This window comes from Alistipes sp. DJF_B185, from assembly GCF_964250025.1.
Lineage (GTDB): Bacteria > Bacteroidota > Bacteroidia > Bacteroidales > Rikenellaceae > Alistipes > Alistipes finegoldii.
On record NZ_CAXUDY010000003.1, the window covers coordinates 21,980 to 39,057 of the forward strand.

Consider the following 17,078-nt stretch of genomic DNA (forward strand, 5'->3'; position numbering starts at 1 on the left):
TGATTCGGATTACTCGATGACGGGGCATTTGATTTCGCCGGTCCATGTGGGATTCGACGAAGCCTTGCCGTGATAGCCGTTGCCGGAGAGATCGGCAAACGTCCTTCCGTCGTCTTCGACCTGATCCAGACGCCAGTAGCCGATAAGTCCTTCGGCCGTCGTCGGATCGACGTAGCACTGGTTGTTCTTGAGTTCGGTCGGCGTCAGGGCGCGTTTCCATACTCTGGCCTCGCTGACGTAACCGTTGAAGTAGCGGACGTCGGCGGCGGACATGCCGATGGCGAACGGACTGTTATAGTAGAATCCGAGATTGATGGCCTTGCTGCTTGACGAGTCTACGCTGATTTCGGCGTTGCCGTCGATGTAGATCGTCATTTCGGAGCCGTTGTCCACCACGGCGATGTGGTACCAGCGTCCCAGACTCAGGGCGTTCGGAGCCGTGATGGAGGTTCCGCGTCCGGCGAGCTGCAGCTGCGCGGGATTCTTGATGCTCTCGTCGCCGACGCGCAGCAGGAAGTTCTCCTCGACGCCGATCAGCGACGAGATCATATGTCCCGAAGTTCTCCAGCCGTTGGCATACATGCGGATTTCCATCGTGCAGGCCGGCAGATCTTTCAGCGCGGGATCGTCCACCATGCCGTCCATGGTTATATACCAGCTGTTCTTCAGGTTGATGCCGCGCGTGGTGGTGATCTGGCTGATGAAGATATACTGCGTTCTCGACGCTTCCAGAACGCCCATGCCGTTCGAGGTGCCCGTGATCTTCAGCGGCACGCAGTAGTTTGCGCCTTCGTCGAAATCGTCCATGGAGACGATTTCGAACGAGGAGGGCGTCGAGACGTTGGTGCCTTCGGCGATGGTTACGGCCTCGTCGGAGAGCCGGTAGCTGCCGGCGGGCAGCATCCGGTAGTCCGTGCCGTGTAGGGCGTTGTAGGCATCGACGGCCGCTGCGTCGACCGCCAGCGAAACCTGCACGTCGGCCGCCATCTTGCACGACGAGGTGACGGTGACGCCCATGGACGAAGGACCGTCGACGTACATGTTGGTGATGTTCGAATTTTCGGTACCCGTGAAATAGACCACGTCGGAATATTCCAGCGATTTCTGGCAGCCGGCGGCCAGTACGGCCGCGGAGAGCGCCAATCCGGAAAGAATATGATTGAATTTCATAGCTCTGTTTAGGTTTATTTTGCGTAAATGTTGAAGTCGCCGACGCCCATGTTGCTGCCGTACGATGCCGTGATACGGATGTACTTCATCTTCTGCGAACCGTAGAGCGCGACATAGGACGAGGGGACGTTTTTCAGCAGACTGCCGTCGGCGCTGGCCGCCGTGCCGAGTTCGGTGTAGTCTTCGCCGTTGAGACTGTATTCGATGGTTATGGCGTTGGGCTGGTAGTTCTGATACGATGCGTTGTCCGTGCGGGCCGTGATGCGGAGTCCCGTCATCTCGTACTCTTTGTCGAAGGTTATCGTAAACATGATGGGGCTTCCCCACGGACGCATGAAGGTGTCCGTGCTGTCGTCGATTACCTCCGGCCAGCTTCCGCTGTGGTAATCGCCGCCGGTGATGCTCCAGCCCGAACGGTCGGCCACGAGCGCGCCCGTGATGTCGGCCACGGTGAAGTTCTTGCGGAAAAGCTCTTCGGCCGGGATGATGACGAGGTAGACAACGCCGCGGCCGCTGCTGGTCACCGCATCCTGCGCCGAGAGTTTCAGCGGCACGAGATAGCCCTTGGCGTTGGTCAGGCCCGTCAGGTCGCCCGTGAGCGAGGCTTTGATCTGGCCGTCGGACTTGTTGTTGTTCGGGCCGATGGCGCAGGGGTTGTTCTCCAGCAGCAGGTGTCCGTCGGGAAGTGCGGCGTAGGAGGTGCCGTTGGCCGAGTTGTAGGCCGCGATCAGCGAGTTGTCGGGTGTCGCCGATACCGAATATCCGCTTGCCGAGGATACCGTGCAGTAGACGTTGAACGCCGCGTTGAGTTGGTTGAACGAACCGCCCGGCGTGTGGGCTATGGCGCCCGTCAGCACGTTGTCGCTGCCGCACATGGCATAGACCGTGGGTTCGTCGCTCTCGATCTCATAGATGTTGAATTCGCTGACGTATTTGCTCCAGCTGCTTGAGAAACTGATGGTCAGGCGCAGATAGCGGGCTTCGAGGTAGTCGTAGAAGGCGATGTAGCGGTTGGAACCCGACGTCGCGTATTCGTTCGATGCGGGAGTGCCGGCCGTCAGGAAGGTCTGTCCGTCGGTGCTGTATTCGAACGAAACGGACGAGATGCCTGCGCTGTTGAGGTCGATGCCGGTCACCATGTGCGTCGATTTCATGTCGATGGTCACCACGTTGTCGTTCTGGCTGGTGAAGTTGGTACGCGTCGAGGTGCTGCCGTCGAACAGGTTGGCGTAATCCGGGCAGTCGGCAGTCCATGCCGTGCGGCCTGCGGCGGGGAATCCGACCATGTCGTCTACCGACGTGATGGGGCGGATCTTGTTTTGCTCGACTTTCACGGCCAGATAGACCACGCCGCGGCCGGCGCTGGTGCCGGCGCCCGAAGAGGAGAGTTTCAGCGGCGCGAGATAACCGTTGAGGTCACCCAGCCGTGTCAGGTCGCCCTTGAGCGAAACCGTCACTTCGCCTTCGGATTTGTAAGCCCCGGCGGCGATCGTCAGCGTGCTGTTGTCCAGTTGCAGGTATTCGGCTGAAAGCGCCGCGTACGAAGTGTCGTGGGCCGTGTTGTAAGCGGCGACCAGCGAGTTGTCGGCTGCGACCGACACCGTGTAGCCGCTCGTCGAAGCTACCGTCGCATATGCGCTGAACGAAGCGTTCACGTCGCTGGTCGAACCGGTCTGCCGGTGCGTGATTTTACCCGTGATGAGGTTTTCCGTGCCGGTTACGGCATAGACGGTCGGATCTTCGCTGTCGATCTTGTAGATGTCGATTTCGGAAAGGGTTTTGCTCCAGCTGCTCGAAAAGCCGATGGTCAGCCGCAGGTAGCGGGCTTCGATATGTCCGTAGAATGCGGCGTACATTCGGGAGCCGCTCGTCACGTATTCGCCCGATACGGGAGTTCCGGCCTGCGAGAACGTCTCGCCGTCGGCGCTGTATTCGATCGACACCGAGGGCACGGAGCCGTATCCCAGACAGAGTCCGGTCACCAGTTGCGGCTCTTTCATGTCGATATTGAGCACGTTGCCGTACTGTTCCGGAAAATCGACCGACGTCGAAGTGCTGCCGTCGAACAGATTGGCGTAATTGCCGCAGTCGGCCGTCCACGCGCTGCGGCCCGTGGCGGTGAAGCCGACCATGTCGTCGGTGGATTCGATGGCGCGGATGAGGTTGATCTCGGTCGCTACGGCCACATAGACCGCTCCCATGACTTCGCTGGCGTCGATGCCCTCGGCCTTGATGCGCAGCGGCGCCAAGTAGTTGCGTTCGGTCAGCAGCGAGAGGTTGCCCGTGAGCGTCACCTTGACCGAGTCGGCCGATGCCGTCGCGTTTTCAGGCACGGTCAGCGTCGTGTTTTCGAGCGTCAGGTACTCGGCGGGCAGCGCCGCATACGAGGTCTTGTGCTCGGCATTGTAGCTCTCGACCAGCGAAGCGTCGTAGACGAAGGTCGCCTTGACGCCCGCATGGCGCGTGGTGTTGCAGCGGACGGGGAATTCGGTGAAGAATTCGCCGGTCGAGCCGGTGGGCTTGTGTACGACCCGGATCGTGTAGAGGTTTTCCGTGCCGGTCTGGACGTAAACCAGTCCCGGAGTGCCGTCGATGGTCTTGTCGAAGTCTTCGAACTCCTGACACGCCGTGAGCGACGAGAACGCCGCTGCGGCCGCGAGTATGTATTTCGTGATATTTTTCATGGTTCAGGTTCTGTTTCAGGTTATTTCGTTACGGCAGGGTTCTGCAGCTGAATCGCGCGGCGCAGGTGGCCGTAGGGTATCTCCTTGTCGGCGCCCGAATCGGAAGTGTGGTAGTCGCGCAGGCAGAAGAATGCGCCGAAACCGCCCTTGAAATGGCCTTCCGGGGCCTTGGCCGCCGCCTGCGCCTCCATGCCGCCGCCGGTCTGCCAATAGGCGCCGATGTTCTCCGTGAATACCTGCTTCTCATAGGGGAACGTCGAGGTGAAGGAGACGCTGCTGCTGCCGTAGTTCTGTTTCACATAGTAGTCGAGGTAAGGCTCCGTCTCTGCGGGCGGGGTGTGTCCGTCCACGATCAGCAGTTTTTCGGGGTTGGGCGACATCGGGCCGATGAACTGGCCGAGATACTGCACGAACAGGGTCATGCGATCGCCGTAGATTCCGTAGTTGCGTTCGTCCGAGGATTCCGGCTCGTAGTCGAGATCCAACCCGTCGATGCCGTACTCCCATACGTCTTTGAGCAGGTGGTTGCCGTAGAGCACGCACCAGTCGGGATAAACGCCGTCGGGGTCGATCGTGGTCGTCTGATTGACCATGTCTTCGTATGTGAGTCCGAAGTTGGCGAAGTTGTCGTTCTCCATGATTCGGATGATCGTGGGCATCACCAGCCGGGTGCCCTTCTTGTTGCGCATCTCCCACATCTCCTTGTAGGCCAGCGGATTCTTGACCGGATCGGGGTAGCCGCCCCAGAGCGAGCAGATGTCCACGCTGTCGGGAAGCCCCGCGAAGCGGTAAGCCATCGAGTAGCTCTGGTCGTAGTCCGAGAACCATACGAAGCAGAGCGAGCGTTCCTTGAAGGTATCCTTGTAGGCGCGCAGGTTGGCGTAATATTCTTCCGAGTATTTGTAAGCCGGCTGCAGGTTCAGCGGCTCGGCGTCCGTGTCGCATGCCGTAAATCCGGCGCATACCGCAAATATGACGGCAAGGGTCGTTATTGTCTTTTTCATGGTTGTTCAGGTTTTCGGTTTATAATCTTGGGTTCTTGTCCCACCATACGCTCGTGCCGCCGTTGTCGCCCGTGGGGTTCGACGATTCGCTGTTGAGTGTGTGCGTGGCCGTTGCGACGGCTTCGGCGTTGGTGCTGTACTCCGTCGAGGGGTAGTTCAGGCGGCGGATCTGCTTGGAGGTGCTGATCTTGCCGCCACTGTTGTTGACGAGGACCGGCAGGATGCGCGGATAACCCGTGCGGCGGAACTCCGACCAAGCTTCCTGCCCTTCGGGGAACATGGCCAGATACTTCTGGGTGATGATCTGTTCGAGATGGGTCTCGAAGTTGCTGCCCGCTTTCCAGCAGATGGGAATCGAGGCGAGCGGGCTTTGATTCGAGTTGCCGCCGGTGACCATGTCGGTATAACTGCCGGGCGTCAGCTCCTTGTCGGCGATGTAGTCTTCGGCTCCGCTGGCGCCGAGCGTCGAGAACGAAGTGCGGATACCTTCGGCGTAATAGGTTGCCGCGTCCGACTCGGAACCCCAGCGCAACTCGTATTCGGCACGCAGGAACCATGCTTCGGCGGGCGTCATCCACATAATGTTGTCGTTGTTGGTGCAGTTTACGCGCGAAAGGTCTTCCGAATCGGCATAGGACGAAGTCGGCGTGATGCCGGTGCGTACGCCGTGGTACTCACCCTTGGCCGTCGCCACGAAGTACTTGCCGCGGCGCGGGTCCTGATAGCCGTTCATGTAGGCTTCGATCGTGGCGCCGATGCGCGAGTCGTCGAAATTGTACTGGATCATGTAAAGCGGGTATTCCCACGAACCGGTGGCGGGTTTGTGCAGCTCCGCGAGGTCGGCGGCGCCGGTCATCAGGCCGACCGGATTGCCGATGGCGGCCGCAGCCTGCTCTTGGGCCAGCGCCGCGTCGGCATAGACCACGCGCATGGCCAGACGCAGGCGCAGCGTATTGGCGAATTTGATCCAGCCGCTCACGTTGCCCGAAAAGACGTTGTCGTAAGCCTCCAGCAGTTTGGTGCCGGGTTGTGCCTCGTAAAACGCGGTCAGTGTCGTGATGGCGGCGTCCAGCTCCTCGAAGAAGCGTTTGTAAACCGCCTGCTGCGGATCGTAGGCCTTGTTGATGTCCCCGCTGCTGATGTTGAGGTAGGGGATGGGGCCGTAGGTATCGGTTACGCGGTGCATCGCGGCGACCTTCACGATGTCGGCGAGGGCGACCACTTCGGGGAATTCGCCGCGCTGGGGATCGAGCTGGTTCCATGCGCTGATGACGCGGGTGTAGGCGTCGTTGAACATGGCGTTGTACCAGTCCTTGCCCGTGACGTTGTAGAGGTTGTTGCCCGTGAAGCTGGTGTTGATGACTCCGGTGTAGCCGGCGAAGATGTTGCCCGCGAGGTCCTCGATGACCTGATAGTTGGCGCTGCCGTACTCCTTGTCGCCGACCAGCTGGAAGGAGGGGATGACGTTCTTGGTCATCTGCGCGAAGGCCGAACCCGTTGAGAGGTTGTCCCACGACAGCATCTCGTCGGTCGCTTGGTCGGGGTTGGTGTTTTTATTCAGAAAATCGCCCGTGCAGGCCGCGGTCGCCATAAGACCGGCCAGCGTCAGGAGTTTTATGCCGTTAGCTTTTTTCATAAGACTGTAATGTTGAAGTTAGAAGGTCACTTTTACCGAGAATCCGAGGTTGCGCGTACTCGGCTGCATGAAGTAGTCGATGCCGGAGGAGAAGGTGCCCGTACCGGCGACCGTTTCGGGATCGAACGGCGCTTTGCAGTAGAGCATCCAGAGGTTGCGGCCGATGAACGAGACGTTGAGTCCCTTGATCCACTTGCACCACTTCTGGACGGGGATGTCGTAGCCGAGGGTCAGCTCGCCCAGCCGGACGTTGGTCATCGAGTAGACATAGCAGGCGCCGATGGCGTCGGCACCGTTGCCGCCGATGGTCTGGTAGTAGTTTTCGGCCGGAATGCGCTGGCCGTTTACGAGCGCGCCGCCGTTCAGACGGTCGGTGGCCGTGCGTTCCGAGACGCCGAAGTAGTCCATTGCGGCCTGCGTGAGCGATACGCCTACGCCGCCTACGCGGGCGTTGAACATGAAGCCCAGCGAGAGACCTTTCCAGTTGAATTCGTTGCGCCACGAAAGCGTGTAGCTCGGATTGCTGTTGCCGGCATATATCCATGTGTCCTTGGCCGGGGCGACGTTGCTGCCGGTGGGCGATACCCAGATCGCGCCGTGCTCGTCGGTCTTGAGCGTATTGACGTAGATGTCGCCGATCTGGCCGCCTTCGCGCAGCACCATCTTGACGCCCGTCGTACCGCCCATGACCATCGAATCCTGCGAAATCACCGTGCCGTTCGACAGTTTGTAGGAGTCGAGCATGTCGACCACCTTGTTGCGGTTGCGCGAGTAGACGAGGTTCGAAGACCACTTCACGGGATCGAGGTTCTGGTTCAGCTCGGCCGACACCTCGACGCCCTTGTTGTCCACGCGGCCGGCGTTGACGTAGAGGCTGCTGTAGGTCGATGTCGATGAGATGTCGGGGTTGAAAACCTGATTGTAGGTGCGCGAACTGTAGTAGGTTGCGTTGAGTATGAGCTTGTTGCCCCACAGACGGACGTCGGCGCCGACCTCCCACGATTTGGTGCGTTCGGGTTTGAAGTCGTCCGAGGTGAGGTAGGTCGATGTCTGCGGCGTGCCGTCCGATACGGGGTAGGTCGGAATGGTGATCCAGCGCATCGGGGCGTTGCCCACTTCGGCGTACGATGCGCGGATCTTGGCGAACGACAGTACGCGCGAATCGACCTTGAAGATGTCGGTCAGCACGGCCGAAAGACCTACCGACGGGTAGAACATCGACGTCTTGGAGGTATTGGCCAGCGCCGTCACCCAGTCGTTGCGCGCCGTCACGTCGAGGAATACCATATTCTTATAACCCAGCTGCAGTGTGGCGAAAAGCGACTGCGTCTGGTCGTTGATGGTCTCCTTCGCCTGACTCTTGTTGGTGGTCATGTTGGCCAGCGTGAAGAGGTTGGGCACGCCCGTCAGGTCGCCGCCGAGCAGTATCGCGCGGTGCTTGTAGTCCTCGATCGAGGCGCCGAGGGTGGCGTTGAGCGAGAACGCTCCGTCGGCAAAGGTCTTGTGGACGTTGGCCAGCACGTCGGCGTAACGCTGCGAGGTGGTGTAGGTGTTGTTGTAATAGCGGCCCTTGTCGCCGGCGAAGAGTCCCAGCGTCGAAGCGTAGTTCTTCTGCTCGGCCGTGATGTGCGTGTAGTCGATGCGGGCGCGTCCCGTGATGTCGAGCCAGTCGGTCACGTCGTATTTGAGCGAGGCGCCGAACAGGAAACGGTCCTTGCCCGTGTTGAACATGTTGCGGTTGGTGATCCAGTAGGGGTTCTGCATCTGCAGGCTCTGCGATCCCCACGGCCAGTACTGCACCGGGAAGTTGCGCGAAGCGTTGTAACGCTCGTAGACGGCGTATTTGCGGATGTCGTCGCTCGGCGACATGAGGTAAACCGGGATCATCGGGTTGTAGTACTGGCCCGACGAGAGCATGTTCTGCTCATTGACGTTCATGTACATGCCCAGCACGCTCAGGTGCATGCGCTCGTCGAGGAACGACGAGCTGTGGTTGGCCGTGAAGTTGTAACGGTTGTATTCGTTGTTCGGAATGATGCCCTCGGCCGTCACCACGCCTGCCGAAACATAGGTCTGGCTCTTCTTGCCGCCGAAGGAGAGTCCCACCGAGTTCGAAGTGTTGTATCCCGTCTGGTAGAAGTCGGTCGGCGTCCACGACTGCTTGGTGACGAGCTTCGAACCCCACGAAGCGTAATAACCGTCCTTGGCTCCGTAGGTGTTCTGAAAGGCCGGGGTTAGGAACGGCGACATGAAGGTCGTGTTGTTGCTGTAATTGACCGAGACGCCCTCTTCTCCGTTGCGTGTGGTGAGCATCAGCACGCCGTTGGCAGCCTGCGAACCGTAAAGCGCGGCGGCCGAAGGGCCGGTCAGCGCGGCCATCGACGCGATGTCGTCGGGATTGAAGTTGGAGATGCCGTCGCCCGTGAGGTTGTTCTCGCGCATGATGGTGAACTCGTCGCCGGGGTTGGTCAGCGAGAGCGACGGCAGCGGAATGCCGTCGAGCACGTAAAGGGCGTTGTTGCTGCCGGCGATGGATTTCGAACCGCGCATCACGACCTTCGTTTCGCCGCCGACGCCTGCGGCGCTGGCGTTGATGGTTACGCCGGCGATCTTGCCCGCGAGGCTGTTGACCATATTGGCGTCGCGCGTCAGGAATACTTCGTCCGATATCTTCTGCACGTTGTAGGATACGGCGCGCTCCTGCCGTTTGATGCCCAGCGCCGTCACCACGACCGCTTCGATCTGCTGGTCGTCCTCTTCGAGCGTGACGGAGAGCGACGTGCGGTTGTTCACGGAGATGCGCTGCGGCTTGTAGCCGATGAATGAAACGTCGAGGACCATGCCGGCGGGCGAGACGTTGGACTGGAGTGCGAACGTTCCGTCGACGCCGGAGGTCGTGCCCTGCGTGGTGCCCGAAATCATGATCGTGGCGCCGATGACGGGCACGCCGTTCTTATCGACGATCCTGCCGGTGATCTGGCTGGCCTGCTGCGGCTGCGCGCCCCCGCGGGCCGAGAGGATGATGCTCTTGTTGTCGATCGAATAGCTGACGTTGGTGTTGCGGAACAGTTCGTCGAGTGCGGCGCGGATGTCCTTGTTCGCGACCGAAAGGGTGACGTTCCGGTCGAGCGGAATATCCTTGGTGTTGTAGAAGAAGGTGTAGCCGCTCTGCTCCTCGATCTGCTGCATCACCGTCGAAACGGGGGTGTTCGAAGCCTTGAGCGTGATGTTTTTTACCTGAGCCTGTACGGGGACGGCGGCGATTGCGAACGCCATGCACAACGCCAGTGCATACGACCGGACCGAGCGGCTGACTCCGGCTGCCGGGGTACGGTGTAAATTTCCCCCCCCCATAATTTGGGTGGAAAAGATTTTTTTCATAAGTTTGTAAGAATTGAGTTTTAGGTTAGTCCGGCCGTTTCATGCGGCCGGGTGATCTTAACGATTCGGCATACGGGAGGACGTGCAGGTCTTTCCGTATGTTTTTTTGTGTCAGGTCGGTGTCATGGTGTCATTCGGTTTTTTGGTTTATGGTTGTAGGCAAATCGGTTCGTGCGGTTTTTCAGTAGACTTCGAATACGGCCCGGCCCGCCGAGGCTTTGTCGCCGGCCGTCTGGTCGATCCGCCGGAATTTGATCTTCGACGAAATGGAGAAGTGTTTGAGGATCAGGTCGAGACTCTGGTTCGAGAACGTACCCGTGAAGGTGTTGCCGAGCAGTTCGTCGTTGCGGATGTTGAACGAGACGTTGTATTTGTTACCGATCATGCGCAGGGCGTCCTTGAGCGGGGTGTTGCTGAGGACGATCTTGCCCTCTTTCCACGAGGTGTTGCACGGAATGTTGGCCGTGTTGAGGTAGATTACCCCCGTGCGGGCGTTGTAGGTTATCTGCTGGTCGGGCATCATCTGCACCAGCTGGCGGCGGTGGTTGGCGTCGTCGTACTTCATGCCGATGCGTCCCGATACGAGCGTCGCGCGGATGTATTCGTCGTCATAGGCTTCCACGTTGAATTCCGTGCCGTAAACCTCTATTTCGGTCGATTGCGCTTCGACCACGAATTTGCGTTCGGGGTCTTTGGTCACGTCGAAGTAGCCTTCGCCGTAGAGCACCACGCGGCGCTCCTTGCCGGTAAACTTGGCAGGGTAGCGCAGGTAGGAGTTGGAGTTGAGCCATACGCGCGTGTCGTCGGGAAGGGTGACGGAACTGACCATGCCCGTTGTGGAGCGGATTTCGACCATGCTGTTGTATTTGTATCCCACCTGCATCAGCAGATAGGCCGACAGGCCGACTAAGGGCAGCAGCATGACGGCAGCCGCGCGCTCGGTCTGCCGGAGCATCCGGCGCCATTTTTCAGTCCGGATGCGGCCTTTGACCTTCCGCAGCGCGGCGGCGGTGTCGAGGGCGGCTTTTGCCTCCTGCGTTTCGGCGGCGAAACAGATGTAATAGACTTGTTCGGCGATTTTGCGGTTCTCCTCGCTGGCGGCGATCCACGCCGCGACGCGGGCCGTCTGGTCGGCCGGAAGTTCGTCGTTGTAATACCTGACAAGGAGTTTTTCTATGTTCGGGGTGTTCATCTTTTTTCCTGCTTTTTATATTACAGACTATTCAAAAACAAAAGTTCCTAAACGAAAATCATAAAATTTCAATTTTTTTTATTCCGGGGAATCAAACCCCGAATTTTTATTAATTTCGCATTATGCCCGAACGGAAAAAGATATCCGACACCTGCTTGCTGAACCGGCTGGTCGACGGCGAGATGAAGGCGTACGAGGAGATTTTCGTACGTTATTATCCGACGCTCTGCGCCTACGCCCGCATGTATGTCAAGCGGGAGGAGACCGCTGAGAATATCGTGCAGGACCTGATGCTGTGGCTGTGGGAAAACCGCACGGTGTTATGTATCAGCACTTCGCTCCCCAAATATCTATTCGGCGCCGTGCGCAATAACTGCCTGACCTATCTGGGGCACGAGTCCATCGAGCGGCGCGTGCTGGGCAATATCCGCAATAAGATGTGCGAGCAGTTCGAAGTCCCCGACTTCGACGTCGTCGAGGAACTGCGCGAAAATATCCGGGCGGCCGTGGCGGAGCTGCCGGCCTCCTACCGCGAAGCGTTCGAAATGAGCCGTTTCCAGCGCAAAACCTACGAAGAAATCGCCGCCGTGCTGGAAGTTTCGCCCAAAACGGTGGATTACCGCATCCAGCAGTGTCTGAAAATCCTTCGTGTCAAACTCAAGGATTACCTGCCTTTGCTGACGATGCTGCTGGTCGTGAACGAATAGGCGGTTTTACGGTCTCACCTTGGCTGAAAAAAACTTGTCGGACTATTTCGATCTCACCCGGCGCGATCAATTCGGACCGGATGCTTGTGTCTGACGCGGAAAATTGCTAATTTTGAAGATTGGAGCGCAAAACGGCTCCCGGCTGTTTTTATGATTAGAACTTTTCTGTTGATTGCTTGTCTATTGACCTCCGTTGCCTGCAGGCAGCGGGGTGGAACTCCGGCCGATGCCAATATCGTTGCCAATGCCGGAAATCACTCCGCGGAGACGATCCGGCCCGATACGGTGGCACGTCCGCCTTTGGCGTTCGGCCATGAAACGTGGGATTTCGGGACGATTCCCGAAACGGGCGGTCCTGTCGTGCATGTGTTCCGCTTCACGAACAGCGGTACGAAACCCGTCGTCGTCGAGCGTGTCGGCGTGACCTGCGGATGTATGAAACCGACCTTTTCGCAGGCGCCGGTCCTTCCCGGCGGCAGCGGCGAAATCGGGATCGCTTACGATCCGGCGGACCGTCCGGGAGCTTTCGACAAGGCGGTATACGTCTATACCGACGGCAGCCGCATGATGCCGCTCCGTATCCGCGGCAGTGTGGCGGCGCGTCCCGAAACGGCTGCCGACCGCTTTCCCGTGGAGTTTGGCGGCGGAATCCGCCTTAGCGTTAAGGAGGTCAACTTCCGCATGGTGGAGCAGCGGCATGACCGGCGTCTGACGTTGCGCTGTCTCAATACGTCACCGTACGAGGTGCGGCTGAGGGCGGAATTCGCTGAACCGCTTCCCTTTCTGCGGGCCGAAGCTCCTGCCGTACTGGCGCCCGGTGCGGAGGGAGAGATCGCTTTCATCTGTGACTTGTCCGCTGCCGAGGTGTGGGGAACGTTCGTTGATTCGTGTTATCTGACCGTTTCCGGACGGCGGCTCGAAGGGGCGGTCGTGGTGCGCGGAACCGGTGTCGGTGACTTGGCCGAATTGCGCGAAATGCCGCGCGGGAAACGTCCGCAGGCGGAAATTGCCGAATCGTTGCTGGATTTCGGAACGTGCGCCGCCGACGGCACGGCCGAGTGCCGGTTTACGTTGGAAAACAAGGGCGGTTCGCCGCTTAGGATCTATGCGGTGAAATATCCCGAAGGGGTGACGGGGCAGATTACGGCGGGCGAAGAGATTGCGGCGGGTGGCTCGAAAACCTTTGTGCTGCGCGTGGACGGCCGCACGGCCGGGTGTGGGAATTACTTCGCGCACGTCGAATTATTGGTGAGCGATGCGCTCAGTCCGTTGTGCGACCTCCGGGTGCGCGGCCGCTTCGAGTAATCCGAAGCCGGAAATCGGAAAAATAAACAAGCTGCCCGAAAAGGCAGCTTGTTTGTTGTTCGTATTACGTCGGTCGTCATTCGGGACAGCGGACGTTGTCCACCCATTTCATGGCCGAGCTGGAGTAGGTTGCCTTGTATCCGTGTCCGGTCAGGTCGTCTTCCACCTTTTTGCCGTCGGCTTTTTCGTTGAAGCGCCAGTATGCCAGCAGGCCGTCCGTCGCCGGGTCTACATAGCACATGTTGTTCTTCAGGTCGTTGCCGTTGAGAGCCTTGGCCCATACGCGGGCTTCGCTGATGTAACCCTTCAGCTGGCGGCCGTCGTTGCACGAATTGGCGATGCGGAACGAGTCGTCCTGATATACCTGCGTGAGGTCCAGCGAAGTCTTGTTGGTGTCGGCCGAGCAGGCGAGTACGCCGTCGATGTAGATGCTCACCTTCTTGTTCGGACCGTCGAATACGGCCGCCACATGCGTCCACTTGTTGAGGCTCACGGCGATTCCGCCCGTAGGAACCATCAGTGTGCCGCCCCATCCGGAGAGCTGCAGCTGACCTTTGAAGTCGTCCTGTACGAAACGCAGGCAGAAGTTCTCTTCGAGGCCCATCACCGTATTGCACCAGCCGCCCCAGCGCTGCAGGTTGATGCGGGCTTCGTAAGTGACTTCGCCCAAGTTGTAGATGTCGTATTTGTCCTGCTCGCCCTCGGCGAAATCGACCTTGAAATAGGTGCTGCCCGAACAGTCGGCAGCCGGGCCGATGATGATACGGCCGATTTCGACGAATACCGTCCGGAATCCCTCCTTGACTTTCAGATCGCCGTCCACGCTCTCGATACTCAGCGGAATGACATAGCTGACGCCCTCCTTAAGCCCTTCGTCTTTGGTTACGCTCACTACGAGCGGTTCGGCTGCGGAAAACGAACCTGCTGGAATGGTCAGTTCGGTGTTCTTGAGCACGAAGTTCGTTTCGGGGAGCATTACGCCCTTCTTACCGTACTGCGTGTTGTACTCTTCGATTTTCGAAGGGTCGGTTACGAGCCGGACTTTGGTATCGTGTCCGACGACGATCGACGACGAGACCTTTACGCTCAGCTCTTTGGGAAACTGGTCGTCGAGTGTGAGCGACAGGGTGGGGACTTCGCCTTCGGCTCCGGCGATGTAGACCACATCGTCGTAAACCGGGGCTTTCTGGCAGCCTGCGACCGCCAATGCGATCAGTGCGAATAAACTATATTTCAGTTTCATGGCAATTTCTTTTTTTTGTCCGTTAAACGATTACTTCCGGGCGGGGTTCTGAATCTGTATGGCCTCGATCAGGAACTTGTAAGGTTCGGGATTGCGGTATTCGTACTCCATATGATAGGTTCCGCAGCCGCCTTTCATCACCTTTTCTCCGTCTATGATCGGCTGCCACTGCGCCATGCCGGCCACCGATTTCATCGACTCGCCGTCGCGGGTCGTGTAGTTGGCACCGCCGTTGGTGCGGTAGGTGATGTTCTCGAAATTCTCGGTAACGATAAACCTGCGGGCAACGTCCTTGAATGGAACCTCCGAGAAGTAGTTGGCACAGCTCTGCAGACGTCCGTCGAGGTTCGAATCGCCGCTGCATCCGTACGCCTGCGAGATGAAGTAGTCGAAACACTTGCCGAATTCGCGGGGCATGTTGGCGTTCAGCTCGCCGTCGATGGCCAGTATGCGTCCCGTGCCCGAAGTGCGGCCGAAATAGGTGACCACGACATCCATGAAGACTTTGTAGCGGTTGGGGAAGCCCGATATGCCGTAGGGTTTCTTGCCGGTGCCGATGTTCGGCTCGTTGTCGATATCAAGTCCGTCGTATCCGTTGTCGATGATGCGTTGGCAGAAAGCATGCGCAAAACGCTGGATAGCCGCGATATTGCCTTCCGTGAGGTTGTCGTTGCCGTATGAGCGGTAGGGACCTTCCCAGCCCCAATAGGCCAGCATCTCCTCTTCGGTGGCCGCCGTCGCGCCGTCGGGCGCCACGCCCATTTCGAATCCGTCGAAAAGCGAAGTGGCGATCACTTTCAGACCGCGCTTGTGCTGGGAATCCTCCATATCCTTACGCTGGGCTTCGGTGATTGTCTGCCAGCCGCCCCACAGACCGACCATGTCGATGCTGTCGGGGAGGGATTTCATGTAGTTGGACGCCGAGGCTCCCGTGGCGCTCCAGTTTCCGAACCAGCCGAAGACGATTTCATGGTCGCTGTTCTTATAGTCGCGCAGATCGGCGTAGTACTGATCCGACTTGGGGTAGGGCTTGACAATCTCCAGTTTTTCGGGATCGGTCTCACACGAGAACAACAGGGTGCCTGCCAATGCGATACATCCTAATTTTATGAGTTTGTTCATGGTTTTCAGACTTTTTGAGGTTCGTAATTTATTTGGCATCCCACCAGAGTTTCTGCGCGCAGTTGTCGTTGCCGCCGAGGAATTCATTTACAGCTTTGGCCACCTGCTCGGCATTGCCGTCGTACTCCTGCTGCGGCAGGGGCACGCGGCGGATCGTCGCGCCGGAGGGCAGTACGCCGCCGCTGCGGTTGGTCTGCGAGGGGAATACCTTCGGGTAACCCGTACGGCGGATTTCGCTCCACGCCTCCTGTCCGTTGGGGTAGAGTGCGATCCATTTCTGCACCATGATGCGTTCGAGTTCACGGCCGTCGGCGGCCCACTTGACGGTGACGCTGCTCGGACTCTCGATCGAGCCGACCTGCCCCAAGCCGGGATATTTCATCGGAGTGCTTTTGCTGTCGGACAGATATTTGTCGGCATTTGGCGCGCCCCATTGGGAGAACGACGTGCGGATACCTTCGTTGTAGAGGTTTTCGGCCGTGCCGCCCATGTTCCAGCCGAGGAGTGCACCCTCGGCCCGCAGGAAGCAGACTTCGGCGGCGCACATCCATGTCAGCGGCGAGGTGAAGCCCACTTTGGGACAGCTGGCCAGCGACTGGTAGTCCTTGGGGTTGGAGATGATGCCGTTGGGGATTCCGTGGTAGGCGCCGTCCTTTTCGGCGGGCGAGAAGTAGCTTTCCAGACGCGGATCGCCGTATCCCGACAGGTAGCTCTCCATGGTTGCGCCCATGCGGCATTCGTTATATTCGCCCCATAGGTATTCGAGCGGGTGTTTGTACGAGAAGCCGATGCCCGTGCGGGTGAGCAGCTGGGCCGAGTGGGTATTGTCGGTCATCACGCCGATGTTGTAGGCTCCGAACTGGAAATTTACGGCCTCCTCGGCCCAAGTCTGGGCATCGCCGGGAGCGGCGAAGCGTGCGCGCATGGCCAGACGCAGCTTGAGCGAGTTGGCGAAGCGGATCCACTTTTCCAGATCCGAATCGAACACCACGTCGAAGTCGGCGATGGGCTTCGCGCCCGAATCGGCTTCGTATGCGGCCTTGAGCGTTTTCAGCGCATGGTCCAGTTCCTTGATGAAGGTGCGGTAGACGGTCTCCTGCGAGTCGTAGGGCAGGCCGCTCGACATTTTGCCGAAGGCGGTGTAGGGCAGCGGACCGTAGATGTCGGTCACACGGTGCATGGCCTGCACCTTGACCACCTCTCCCAGCGCGAAGACCACCGATGCGGAATCGACCTTCTGGCGCAGGATGTTCCATGAACTCATCACGTTGTTGTAGGCCTGCTTGTAGGGTTCGTCCTTCCATTTGGCCGTGGGAAAGGCGTAGCAGGTCGAGTTGCTGCCGCTGTCCCAGTCCTGCGCCTGCCCGAAATATCCGGCATAGCTGTCGCCCAGCAGGTTGTCGGCCAGCTGGTAGGCGTTGGCGCCCTCGGCGAAGACGTTACGCTGCATGGTTTGGATGAACGCCGCCCATGCGTTGTCGCGGTCCACGTCTTCGGGGGTGGGTTTGTCTTTGCTGGTGTTGATATTGTCGAAGTCGCCCGTACACGAAGTCAGGCCCGTTGCCAAGAGTGCGAGTGCCGCAACTCCGCAAGCGATCGTATTGCGTAATTTTTTCATAACCTGTCTCTCCTGA

General features: G+C 58.9%; 11 protein-coding genes. 2 read left to right on the forward strand and 9 right to left on the reverse strand.

All coding sequences use genetic code 11. The annotated features are described in order from the left end of the window. Positions 1-9: 9 nt before the first annotated feature. The 6 genes from ACESTR_RS05245 to ACESTR_RS05270 form a co-directional block, all read right to left on the reverse strand. Entirely contained in the window at positions 10-1,170 is a 1,161-nt protein-coding gene (locus ACESTR_RS05245; protein ID WP_130062959.1) for a DUF1735 and LamG domain-containing protein, read from the reverse strand. A gap of 14 nt (positions 1,171-1,184) precedes the next feature. Then, entirely contained in the window at positions 1,185-3,854 is a 2,670-nt protein-coding gene (locus tag ACESTR_RS05250; RefSeq protein ID WP_373178938.1) for a BT_3987 domain-containing protein, read from the reverse strand. A 20-nt stretch (positions 3,855-3,874) separates the two neighbouring features. Next, positions 3,875-4,858, reverse strand: a complete 984-nt coding sequence (locus tag ACESTR_RS05255) for a glycoside hydrolase family 18 (RefSeq protein ID WP_009597267.1) — start codon at positions 4,856-4,858, stop codon at positions 3,875-3,877. Positions 4,859-4,877: 19 nt separating this feature from the next. Next, positions 4,878-6,494 (reverse strand): SusD/RagB family nutrient-binding outer membrane lipoprotein, encoded by a 1,617-nt coding sequence (locus ACESTR_RS05260; RefSeq protein WP_009597263.1) that lies wholly within the window; start codon positions 6,492-6,494, stop codon positions 4,878-4,880. 18 nt (positions 6,495-6,512) lie between these two features. Beyond that, entirely contained in the window at positions 6,513-9,875 is a 3,363-nt protein-coding gene (locus ACESTR_RS05265; RefSeq protein WP_373178940.1) for a SusC/RagA family TonB-linked outer membrane protein, read from the reverse strand. A gap of 181 nt (positions 9,876-10,056) precedes the next feature. Next, entirely contained in the window at positions 10,057-11,067 is a 1,011-nt protein-coding gene (locus ACESTR_RS05270) for a FecR domain-containing protein (protein ID WP_130062961.1), read from the reverse strand. A gap of 122 nt (positions 11,068-11,189) precedes the next feature. On the opposite strand from ACESTR_RS05270, the gene ACESTR_RS05275 reads away from it, so the two are divergent. Beyond that, positions 11,190-11,774, forward strand: coding sequence for an RNA polymerase sigma-70 factor (locus tag ACESTR_RS05275; RefSeq protein ID WP_130062962.1), 585 nt, complete (start codon positions 11,190-11,192; stop codon positions 11,772-11,774). 285 nt (positions 11,775-12,059) lie between these two features. Next, complete coding sequence (locus ACESTR_RS05280; RefSeq protein WP_373178941.1) at positions 12,060-13,079, forward strand: DUF1573 domain-containing protein; 1,020 nt, start codon at positions 12,060-12,062, stop codon at positions 13,077-13,079. A gap of 76 nt (positions 13,080-13,155) precedes the next feature. On the opposite strand, the gene ACESTR_RS05285 is transcribed toward ACESTR_RS05280, so the two are convergent. Genes ACESTR_RS05285 through ACESTR_RS05295 form a run of 3 tightly spaced genes read right to left on the reverse strand, consistent with a single transcriptional unit; the run spans position 13,156 to position 17,062 of the window. Then, positions 13,156-14,322, reverse strand: a complete 1,167-nt coding sequence (locus tag ACESTR_RS05285) for a DUF1735 and LamG domain-containing protein (RefSeq protein WP_195290563.1) — start codon at positions 14,320-14,322, stop codon at positions 13,156-13,158. 30 nt (positions 14,323-14,352) lie between these two features. Then, entirely contained in the window at positions 14,353-15,444 is a 1,092-nt protein-coding gene (locus ACESTR_RS05290; RefSeq protein WP_009597289.1) for a glycoside hydrolase family 18, read from the reverse strand. 28 nt (positions 15,445-15,472) lie between these two features. Then, positions 15,473-17,062: a RagB/SusD family nutrient uptake outer membrane protein gene (locus ACESTR_RS05295; protein ID WP_009597279.1), complete on the reverse strand. Its 1,590-nt coding sequence runs from the start codon at positions 17,060-17,062 to the stop codon at positions 15,473-15,475. Between the last annotated feature and the right edge of the window lie 16 nt (positions 17,063-17,078).

Bases quoted from the DNA above. Each gene is read 5' to 3' on its own strand.
- ACESTR_RS05245 (WP_130062959.1), bottom strand. From the start codon at position 1,170: ATGAAATTCAATCATATTCTTTCCGGATTGGCGCTCTCCGCGGCCGTA.
- ACESTR_RS05250 (WP_373178938.1), bottom strand. From the start codon at position 3,854: ATGAAAAATATCACGAAATACATACTCGCGGCCGCAGCGGCGTTCTCG.
- ACESTR_RS05255 (WP_009597267.1), bottom strand. From the start codon at position 4,858: ATGAAAAAGACAATAACGACCCTTGCCGTCATATTTGCGGTATGCGCC.
- ACESTR_RS05260 (WP_009597263.1), bottom strand. From the start codon at position 6,494: ATGAAAAAAGCTAACGGCATAAAACTCCTGACGCTGGCCGGTCTTATG.
- ACESTR_RS05265 (WP_373178940.1), bottom strand. From the start codon at position 9,875: ATGAAAAAAATCTTTTCCACCCAAATTATGGGGGGGGGAAATTTACAC.
- ACESTR_RS05270 (WP_130062961.1), bottom strand. From the start codon at position 11,067: ATGAACACCCCGAACATAGAAAAACTCCTTGTCAGGTATTACAACGAC.
- ACESTR_RS05275 (WP_130062962.1), top strand. From the start codon at position 11,190: ATGCCCGAACGGAAAAAGATATCCGACACCTGCTTGCTGAACCGGCTG.
- ACESTR_RS05285 (WP_195290563.1), bottom strand. From the start codon at position 14,322: ATGAAACTGAAATATAGTTTATTCGCACTGATCGCATTGGCGGTCGCA.
- ACESTR_RS05290 (WP_009597289.1), bottom strand. From the start codon at position 15,444: ATGAACAAACTCATAAAATTAGGATGTATCGCATTGGCAGGCACCCTG.
- ACESTR_RS05295 (WP_009597279.1), bottom strand. From the start codon at position 17,062: ATGAAAAAATTACGCAATACGATCGCTTGCGGAGTTGCGGCACTCGCA.